The 256-nt window shown below is 43.8% G+C and carries 1 pseudogene; it reads right to left on the bottom strand.

Features of this window, described 5'->3' with window-relative positions:
• Positions 1 to 256, bottom strand: a pseudogene (locus AAEY72_RS15560) (cation:proton antiporter); the annotation flags it as partial.

Here is a 256-nt window from a genome sequence, read left to right as displayed (position 1 = left end):
CTGCTAAACCATAGGCCAGTAGTGTTAGCGCAATCACCAAATAACCTTGAGAGATGGTGGTTTCGTGGCTGTACTTTGAAAACACCAATTTTGCTAACAGTTTACCGACGATGATACCAACTACCAAGCCTGCGCCAATTTTCCACAGTACGTCATGAGTAAACCACGACCAGAGCATCTCACCAGTAAAATCCTTACCTTCGCTAAAAGCCTCTGCTATTTTAATCGCCAAATAAACAAATGGAAAAGCCAGCCC

The organism is Psychrobacter sp. W2-37-MNA-CIBAN-0211 (assembly GCF_040309405.1).
GTDB lineage: Bacteria > Pseudomonadota > Gammaproteobacteria > Pseudomonadales > Moraxellaceae > Psychrobacter > Psychrobacter glaciei.
This window is presented reverse-complemented; position numbering and strand designations above follow the sequence as displayed.